Source organism: Clostridium niameyense (genome assembly GCF_001243045.1).
GTDB lineage: Bacteria > Bacillota > Clostridia > Clostridiales > Clostridiaceae > Clostridium_F > Clostridium_F niameyense.
The window spans coordinates 17,827-27,722 of record NZ_LN849004.1; the positions used below are offsets into that span (position 1 = coordinate 17,827).

General features: G+C 26.0%; 8 protein-coding genes, 2 tRNA genes, 2 rRNA genes and 1 other annotated feature. All 12 genes read right to left on the reverse strand.

The annotated features are described in order from the left end of the window. Positions 1-51: 51 nt before the first annotated feature. Positions 52-1,332: a serine--tRNA ligase gene (serS, locus tag BN1711_RS00160; RefSeq protein ID WP_050606204.1), complete on the reverse strand. Its 1,281-nt coding sequence runs from the start codon at positions 1,330-1,332 to the stop codon at positions 52-54. Between the two features lie 81 nt (positions 1,333-1,413). Continuing rightward, positions 1,414-1,606 (reverse strand) — a binding site (T-box leader). A gap of 85 nt (positions 1,607-1,691) precedes the next feature. After that, positions 1,692-2,048, reverse strand: a complete 357-nt coding sequence (locus BN1711_RS00165; protein WP_050606205.1) for a DUF1667 domain-containing protein — start codon at positions 2,046-2,048, stop codon at positions 1,692-1,694. A gap of 20 nt (positions 2,049-2,068) precedes the next feature. Next, a complete protein-coding gene (locus BN1711_RS00170) occupies positions 2,069-3,466 on the reverse strand; it encodes an NAD(P)/FAD-dependent oxidoreductase (protein ID WP_050606206.1) in 1,398 nt (465 codons plus the stop codon). A gap of 23 nt (positions 3,467-3,489) precedes the next feature. Beyond that, the gene (locus tag BN1711_RS00175; RefSeq protein WP_050606207.1) at positions 3,490-4,278 is read right to left on the reverse strand and encodes a L,D-transpeptidase; all 789 of its coding nucleotides are present in this window, start codon (positions 4,276-4,278) and stop codon (positions 3,490-3,492) included. Positions 4,279-4,403: 125 nt separating this feature from the next. Further along, positions 4,404-7,109: a UPF0182 family protein gene (locus BN1711_RS00180; protein ID WP_050606208.1), complete on the reverse strand. Its 2,706-nt coding sequence runs from the start codon at positions 7,107-7,109 to the stop codon at positions 4,404-4,406. A 4-nt stretch (positions 7,110-7,113) separates the two neighbouring features. Then, positions 7,114-8,277, reverse strand: a complete 1,164-nt coding sequence (locus BN1711_RS00185; RefSeq protein ID WP_050606209.1) for a DUF362 domain-containing protein — start codon at positions 8,275-8,277, stop codon at positions 7,114-7,116. A 4-nt stretch (positions 8,278-8,281) separates the two neighbouring features. Beyond that, positions 8,282-8,800, reverse strand: a complete 519-nt coding sequence (locus tag BN1711_RS00190; RefSeq protein WP_050606210.1) for a transcription repressor NadR — start codon at positions 8,798-8,800, stop codon at positions 8,282-8,284. Positions 8,801-8,823: 23 nt separating this feature from the next. Beyond that, positions 8,824-9,276 (reverse strand): HD domain-containing protein, encoded by a 453-nt coding sequence (locus BN1711_RS00195; protein WP_050606211.1) that lies wholly within the window; start codon positions 9,274-9,276, stop codon positions 8,824-8,826. 151 nt (positions 9,277-9,427) lie between these two features. Next, positions 9,428-9,503, reverse strand: a tRNA-Ala gene (locus tag BN1711_RS00200). Between the two features lie 3 nt (positions 9,504-9,506). Then, a tRNA-Ile gene (locus tag BN1711_RS00205) sits at positions 9,507-9,583 on the reverse strand. A 4-nt stretch (positions 9,584-9,587) separates the two neighbouring features. Then, positions 9,588-9,704, reverse strand: a 5S ribosomal RNA gene (gene rrf / locus BN1711_RS00210). 90 nt (positions 9,705-9,794) lie between these two features. Next, positions 9,795-9,896 (reverse strand): 23S ribosomal RNA (locus tag BN1711_RS00215); the annotation flags it as partial.

The following is a 9,896-nucleotide window of genomic DNA, read 5'->3' on the forward strand; positions in this document are numbered from 1 at the left end:
GTGCTTACTTATTATCTTAGAATCTATATTTTTATGATAAGCTGTTGTTAATTATTTTATTAGTTCTCTTCCTCCCATATAAGGTCTTATCACTTCTGGTATTGTTACAGAACCATCTTCATTTTGATAATTTTCAAGTATAGCTGCAACAGTTCTTCCTATGGCTACTCCTGACCCATTTAATGTATGAATATATTTAGGCTTTGATTTAGAATCTTCTTTATATCTAATATTAGCACGTCTTGCTTGAAAATCTTCAAAATTACTACAACTTGATATTTCTACATATCTATTATAACTTGGCATCCAAACTTCTATATCATATTTTAATGCTGCTGTAAAACCTAAATCACCCTTACATATTCTAACTACTCTATATGGAAGTTTTAACCCTTTTAATACATCCTCAGCATCACTAGTTAGTTTTTCAAGTTCATCATAAGATTGTTCCGGTTTAACAAATTTAACAAGCTCTACTTTATTGAATTGATGCTGTCTTACAAGTCCTCTTGTGTCCCTACCTGCAGAACCTGCTTCTGATCTAAAGCATGCACTATATGCAACATGTTTAATTGGTAACTCTTCTCCCTTTAGTATTTCATCCCTATATAAATTAGTTACTGGAACTTCTGCTGTTGGAATTAAAAAGTAATCATTATTAGATATTTTAAAGGCATCTTCCTCAAATTTTGGTAATTGACCTGTCCCTGTCATACTAGTTCTATTTACCATATAAGGTGGAAGTATCTCTGTATATCCATGCTCATCTGTATGCATATCTAAAAAATAACTTATTATAGCTCTTTCAAGTCTAGCTCCTAACCCTTTATAAAATGTAAATCTAGATCCTGTAACTTTTCCGGCTCTTTCAAAATCAAGTATATTTAAATCTGTTCCAATATCCCAGTGAGCTTTAGTTTCAAAATTAAAGCTTTTAGGATCTAACCATTTTCTTATTTCAATATTATCCTCATCACTTTCGCCATTTGGCACATTAGGATTAGGTATATTAGGTATTCTAAGCATTATATATTCTATTTTGTCATCTATTTCTGATACTTTTGCATCATATGCCTTTACCTCTTCTGAAAGCTTTTTCATTTCAGCTTTTATACCTTCTACATCTTTTCCTTCTTTTTTTAATTTTGGTATCTCAGAAGAAACCTTATTTCTTTTACTTTTTAATGTTTCTACTTTTACAAGTATATTTCTTCTTTTCTCATCTAAAGATACAACTTCATCTATTATATTTGTATCAAAATTTTCTCCCCTATTTCTTAATGATTCCTTTATTTGTTCTTTGTCATTTCTTATTCTTTTTAAATCTAACATATTATTTTATTTACTAGACAATAGTCTAATAAATAATCCTCCTCTCATTTTTTATAATATAAAAAGAGCCTTCTCCCTTGTACAAGGGACGAAAAGCTCCGCGTTGCCACCCTAATTGGTTATAATAACCCTCTTAATTATTTTAACGAAATAAATCCGTACTGCTTATCACAGTCCCTCAAAGGTGGATTCTCAAAATATAGTTATTAGCTCACACCTAACGCTAACTCTCTTAAAACTATAAAAAGATACTATTCCTCGTCATCGGTTAATATTTAGTTTTAATCAATAACTAACTAAAATTATACAAATAGTATAATTACATGTCAATACCAAGAAAGTAAACTTTTATATTTACACTATTCTTTATATATATTTTTAGTGCATACTATATCTACACCTGTATTTAAAATATTTTTGCATATTATATCTCCAATTTTTATAGGAGCACCTACATATAGCCTACTTAAAGCTTTAGAACAAGCTATCCATAAACTCCTATCTATGGGCCTTGTAGTCTTTACAGGTACAATATTATTTTTTGATCCCTTTACTCTTACTAAACTAGTAAATATACCTTTTGTACTATTATTGTATAATTTGCCGTAATCTATTCCCAAATTACATTCATTTCCTTTAATTTTTTTATAATCATTATCTTCTATAGTCAAAATACATTTTTTGTTACAGCCTTTACAAATAAATTCCCTAATCACTTTTTATTCCTCCATGAAAATTACATTGTATCAAATTCCTTGATTCTCCAAGGTGTAATTTTAGAGTTTTTAGAGTCCTTTACTATATCTGTCATTACTTTATTAGTTTCTCTCGCCAATATAAAAGCTATTTTATTTAAACAATAGGTTCCCTGACAGTTTCCAAATGCAGCACCCGTTCTTCTTTTTACTCCTTCTATTGTCCTTGCTCCTAAAGGTCTTCTTATAGAATCTATAATCTCTCCTTCAGTAACTTCATTACAAGGACATATTATCTTTCCATATCTTTTATCCATAGCTATAACTTTTTGTCTTTCTTCATAAGATAAATCCCTAAATTTATAGTATTCTCTTCTTTTATCTATAAAATCTTTTTTTAGCACGCAATTTATATTATTAACTACAATTTCACTAATCATCTTAGATACATACGGAGTTATTGTAACTTGTGCATAATGATTTATCATAACTTTTACATATCCCTTATCTATTAAACTATAATCTATTATTATATTGTCATCATAATAAGGAAATTGATAAAAAGTATTAATATCTATCTCTTCCGTTTTATTTAACAATAAAGATGAATATTTTAAAGTATCTTTATAATTTATCTTATCATAAGAATCAACTACCAACGTCATACTTCCTTGAACAGTAGGTACAACTAAAATTCTCTTTAATGTATCTTTATATTCTAATTTTTGTATTATATTATTAAATCCTTTAGTATTATTTTTTTCAAATAAAAAATAATTTAAATTGCTTATACCATAATTATCTCTGCTATTAGAATCCATATTAAAATTTTCATCTGGAGTAGTGTTTAAAACAATATTACAAGTAAATTTATTTCTATTTGTAATAACCCTATACCCTTTAGATAGTTTCTCTATTTTTAAAACTTCTTCTTCCAACTTAAAATTTACACCATTATCAAAAGCTATCTCTGCATAAGCTATTGCCAAATCAAAAGGAGCTATAGACATAGTATTTTTAGAATATAAGGCTTTTTTTACATCTATATTTAATTCTGGTTCAATGTTACTTACTTCTTCCTTATTCAAAAGATATATATTTTTTATATTTCTCTTCAGTGACCTCGCATACATATTTTCTATCTTTGATGCCTCTTCATCTGTTTGCGCAATAATTAAAGATCCTACTTTTTTAAAAGGTATATGAAATTTTTTAGATATTTGTTCCATAAGTTTATTGCCTTTTACTTCCAATTCAGCCGTTAAATCATCTTCAGATTCAATACCATCATACACTATAGTAGAATTTATAAAAGCTACATCATCTGCTATATCATAATCCTTTTCAACTAAAGCTATATTTAAACTATACTTAGATAACTCATAGGCTAAGGAACATCCTATTATTCCGCCTCCTAGTATCATTACATCATAATCCATTCACATCAGCCTTTCGACAAATTTTAATAGTGTATAAATATTAACGATTTTTTTGGTACATTATTATATAACCATTTTGCATCATCTATTGATACTCTTATACACCCATGAGAAGCAGGAAACCCTAATTTATCTTTTTCCTCTTTTATTATATTTCCGTTTTTATCTAACGGTATTGAGTGTATCAAATAGTTAGCAAAAAATTTAATATAATATCTACCACCTTGATTATATTTATTACTATAAAAATATTTTCCTTTATCCATAATGTAGAACATACCTACTGGAGTTTCCGTATCTTGATTTCCAACTAAGCCTGTTGAACAATTAATTTTCTTTATTATTTTATCATTTTTATATACATTCACCATCTGATCAATCAAGTCCACATCTATTTTATATTCTGTATTTTTGTATGAAAATCCTTTAATATTATCTTTATTTTTTTTAATCCATCCTTTTCTACCAATGCTACCTTCTTCGCAATATAAATATCCATTTTTCTCTTTATAAGCTATAACTATATCATCTTTATTCAAACTAAATAATACCTTACTATAATTATCATTTTTATCATAAACATTAACATTATTTTTATTTATATAATAAGTTTTTTTAAAACATGTATTAGATGAAAAAACATTCACATCATTTTTTTTATATTTTTTATTATCATCTATTTTATCTATTTTTTTTACCTCTACCTTTTTCATATTATTTTGATTTTTTATACCCTTCTTGCTAGTACAACAAGGGGCAATTATGAAAATAACAGTAAAAATAACAGTATATATTATTGTTTTTTTCTTCATCAAAATCACTCCAATATATTGTTGTATTGTTATTATTTACATATATTTTTATAATTAAACCTATTTTTAATAAAAATAAACTACGTAAACATAGAAATAAAATATTTATGTTTACGTAGTTATATTTATTTTTCATTATTTAATATTTTTCCAAGTTTATTAATGTACTCTCCATATTTATGCCAATCACCATTCTTTTGTGATTCTATAGCCTTATTATAAAAATCCTGAGCTTCCTTTAATTTAGAATTATCAAAATTGTTTTTTTTGTTTTCCTTATTATCCGCAGCATTATTCTCAGAATTATCATATTCAAATAGTTGTTGTAGTCCATCTTGTATATTATTAGCTAGTATCAACTTATCATTATAAGATATAATAATTTTTTTCATTTCGGGTATACTATTCTTTCCACTAGCCCTTAAGTATAATGGTTCTATATATAACAAAGAATTTTTTATAGGTAGTATAATAGTATCCCCAAAATTAACCTGGGATCCCTCTTTATTCCACAGGGACAATTCCTTAGAAATATTAGTATCTTGATTTATTTTTTGTTTAAATAAATAAGGACTATATATAGTTTTATCTGATGGAAGTTTATACAACACCTTTTTACCATAATTCTTTCCATCCATTCTTGCACCAAACAATGCTATCATATTATCTTTTTTCATTACATTAAAATAATTTAAAAGTATCATTTCTTCTTTATCTTCTCCAGGTAATTTTATAATTACATAAGGTGAATCATTTATATTTTTTTCTCCTTCTACTTTCTTTTGATCTTTAGATACTTCCCATAAATCTTCCCCATTATAAAATACCCCTGAGTCCTTAACATGATATTTACCTAATACATTACTTTGAATATTAAATAAATCTTTTGGATACCTAAAATGATATTTTAATTCTTCTGGAACATTATCCCCATCTTTAAATAATCCCTTGAAAATCTTAGAATAACTTTTTATTATAGGGTCTTTCTTATCTGTTATATAAAAATTTGTTTTTCCATCCTCTGCATCTATTACCACTTTAACAGAATTTCTTATATAGTTTATATTTCCATAAGGCTCTGAATAAGGGTACCTATCAGTAACAGTATATGCATCTATTATCCAGTATATTTTGCCTTTATATATAACCATATATGCATCGCTATCATATCTTAAAAATGGTGCTATTTTTTTAGCTCTATCTACTATATTTCTATTTATTATTATTTTACTATCCTTATTTATATCCTTAGATAATAAAAAATTAAAATCTCTTTTATTTATAGTAAATAATATCTTATTTACTATATTCATTGATATTCCTGCACTACCTGAATATTTGTTAGTTTTATTATCATCACCCTTTGGATAATCAAATTCATTCATTTTAGTATTAACTATAACGTAATCATTAGTTTTTTCTCCAAAATATATCCTCGGATGCTTAAGATCTATATTAGTTTTATTATATGGTGGTATATCTTTAATAACAAAATCCGGTTGTCCTTCACTAGTTACAGAATTAACCTTGTTCATTACTACACCATAACCATGAGTATATATTAAATGTCTATTTTGCCATGTATCTGGATTTAAAGCATCACTATCAATTTCTCTAGCAGCTAAAAATACTTGATTACTTTTGCCATCTATATTATATCTATCTATATCTACATCATTAAAAGTATAATAATATCGTATAATTTGAACTTGATTGTAAAATTCTAAAGTAGGTTTAAATGAATTAATACGTATATTATCTAAGCTAACTTTATTATCCTTAATATCTTCTTTATTTAGATTATTTTTTATATTAAAATCTTTTATATCTATATTATCTAAAGAAAAAGCTTTTCTAGTAAAATTTATGTTATTTTCTATATACGGTTGTTCTAATGTTTTTTCATTAGATTTAACAAAAAAATTTTGAACTAAATAAGATGTTACTCCTTGTCCAATTATTAAAATAACAATTATTAAAATACATCCTATTATAGGCTTGAATTTAGACTTAATTATACTGAAAAATATAACTAATGCTGAAATAATAGACACCACTATTATTATTTTATAAAAAATTAAAGTTACATGAACATCTGCATAACTTGCACCAAAAGATACTCCGTTGGGACTATATACTAAATTCCAACATTTTATAAAATATCCCAAAGATAAAAATATCATTATAAGAAAACTTGTGATTGCTAATTGTTTACCCGCAAACTCTCTTATATCCATATTAATACTTTTTATCTTTTTTAAATTATCCTTCTTATAATTAATCCTATCTTTTAAATTTAAAACAAAATAAAAAATAAAAGTAGTAATAACAAGAAATATTAATAAAGACATAAATATTTTATATAAAGATTCTAATAAAGGTAACCTAAAAATATAAAAAGAAACATCTTTAAAAAATAGTGGATCTTTTATATTAAAGTTTGATGAATTATTAAACTGTAATATACTATACCAATAATTAAATGAAAAAATATAAGAAAAAATAGCTGATATTATAAAATTAATAATTAAAAATAATTTTCTACCCAGTCCTTTTTTATGTAGATCCACATCAATTATATTTTTATTTACATTTTTATTTATATTTAAAATTAAATTTTTATAATAAATCCATATAGATATAAAAACTATAAAAAATACAGGTATCATTAAAGCTAAAATAGCTTTTATTTTAGTAAAATATACAGATAAATATCCGAGTTCCTTAAACCATTTTATGTTTATGGTAAAGTTAACTATTGTATCTAAAAATAATAAAAAAATAATTATTAATATAATAGAAAAAAATGCTGTAAACTTATTTTTTTTCATTTACTCACCTCTTATTCCTATTAAGAATATTTCCTAATGTAGAATATTTAGTTTCTATAGCTCCTTTAGGACATAATTCTTGACAACAAAAACATCTTATACATTTCTTCATGTTCCATACCGGTATAAATTTATCCTTTTTCTTTACCATTTTTATAACATTAGGCTTTTCAGGACATACCTCTAAACATCTCCCACAAGATATACATTTATCCTTTATTAACCTCGGATTAGGTGCTATAATATCTCTTAAAAAATTAGTGACTGTAGGATTCACAAAATAAAAATTACCACCTTCTCTACAAAGTTTATAATCTTTTACCTTCAAATCTTCTATTTTTTCTCCTAAAACATTTATATCCCTAGTAAACACTGTACCCCAATTATTATCATAAGCTTCTTTTAAAACTGGTATATCCAAGGGGTCATCATATCCTATAAGATTTACAGCTACAGAGTCTACAGCTGTCAAACTTTCTCCCATTATAATAGAATTTAAATTATAAGGTGTGCCATTTTTAGGCCCATTTCCCTCCATAGAAACAATTCCATCTAAAATAGCAAAATTAGTATTTACTAATTGGTTTAAATCTAATAACATTTTACAGAAATTATTTGCATTAGGCATCCTAGTATGCCAACTTGCTTTCAAAGTTCCTGGTATACAACCAAATTGATTTTTAACTGCACCTGTAAAGTAAGCCATAGCATGTGTTTTTAATTTAGGTAAAGTTATTAAAACATCCGAATCATATGGAGCTTTTGCTATAGTCCAAGATTTACAAAGTATAGAATCATTAAGACTTACATTTATGCTTTCTTTAAAATCATCAAATTTCACATTATATTTATTAGCTACTTGTAACAACCCAGAACTTTCTGCAGCTTTCTTAGAGTCACCAAATCCAGGAGAATCCCCAAAAGTTATATTATTAGAATAATCTTTTATAATTCTAATAACAGCCTCAAAAAAAGAATAATGTGTTATAACAATTGATCCTGGTTTTTCTACATTTAGCATATTAGGTTTTAATAAAACTTTACTATTATAAGGTATTAATTTTTTTAAAAAATCGTCTCCGCCTAAAAGCTCAAATCCTTCTCGTAACTTATTTTCTAATTTTTCTACATCATACTCATTACATTTCAAAAGAGCCACCTTTTCCATAACATTATTCCCCATTTATTAAATAATTTTTATTTTGTAATTCTTTTTTTACATTATCTATTATGTCTTGGCGTTCAGCTAATATTGTATGTAAATGTAATCCTCCTGTTAGTATCAATAATGGTTCCGCTTTATTTTTATTAATTTTTTTAATAAAGTTATCTATATCATACAAGGATTTTATCATAAGCATAGCCTTTATTTCTCCGTAAACTGAATGATCTATTATTACATCCTTTACAATAGCTCCAAACTTAACAATAGTTTCTAATTCATCTTGCATATTTTCTGAATTATGATTTACAGCTATAACCTTACTAATTAAATGGTTATTATTTTTTGTTGTTAAATATCCCTCTGGAGTAGCTATTATTTCTTTACCTTCCGCTCTAAGTATAGCTATATCTTTAACTATTACCTGTCTTGTAACGCCTAATTTTTCACCTATAATAGAACCTTTTATGGGTTTATTGCTTTTATACAGTATACTTTCAATAAACTTTCTTCTTTCAATAGAATTCATTTTTATCACCACTTTGCAATATTCTAATTTAAATTGTCATAATATCTAAGTATATTTAAATCATTATTTATTAATTTATTATTATGATGATTTTTTATTAAATACAACATTGTATTATTATACTTAGCATATTTTTTTAATATATTATATCCTATATCTCCATGATAATAATATATATTAACTATAGATATATTTCTATATTTTTTTACTTTTCCCTTAGTGATCTTATCTAAAATTACCATAATTGATTTTTGTACAACATTTAATTTAGAATTTATTTTACCTATATCATGAAGTAAAGCTACTTTAATAAATAAATCCTTACTTATTATACATTTAAATTTATTATAATTTTTATCTATATCATAGGCTACTCTTATAGAATGTTTTTGATCTCCTTTAAATAATTTATAAAATAATTTAATTTCCTCTTCATCTAAATATTTATTTATAAAATTAATATCTTTATCATCAATTTTAGCTGTAATATACCAATAAAATTGTTTTATTCTATATAAAATGTTAATTCCCCCTTTGTAATTCTACAAATACATATTAACACTGAACATTAATTTTATAAATATAAAAAAATAAGATACTTATGATTTCTCATAAGTATCTTCTCTATGGTGGAGATAAGGAGATTCGAACTCCTGACCCCCTGCTTGCAAGGCAGGTGCTCTCCCAACTGAGCTATACCCCCAAATGGTGGACCTTCAGGGACTCGAACCCCGGACCTACCGGTTATGAGCCGGTTGCTCTAACCAACTGAGCTAAAGATCCAAGTATCTGGCAACGACCTACTCTCCCACAGAGCCTCCCCTGCAGTACCATCGGCGCTTTGAAGCTTAACCTTCGTGTTCGGCATGGGAACGGGTGTTACCTTCAAGCCATAATCACCAGATATAATTAAAATTATACTTGTTTTTTGGAATTTGTCAAGAATAACTTTAAACTTTTTTGAGATTATTCTCTCAAAATTGCACAGTATATTTTGGTCAAGCCCTCGACCTATTAGTATTAGTCAGCTAAACATGTTACCACGCTTACACCTCTAACCTATCTACCTAGTGTTCTTCTAGGGGTCTTACTGACT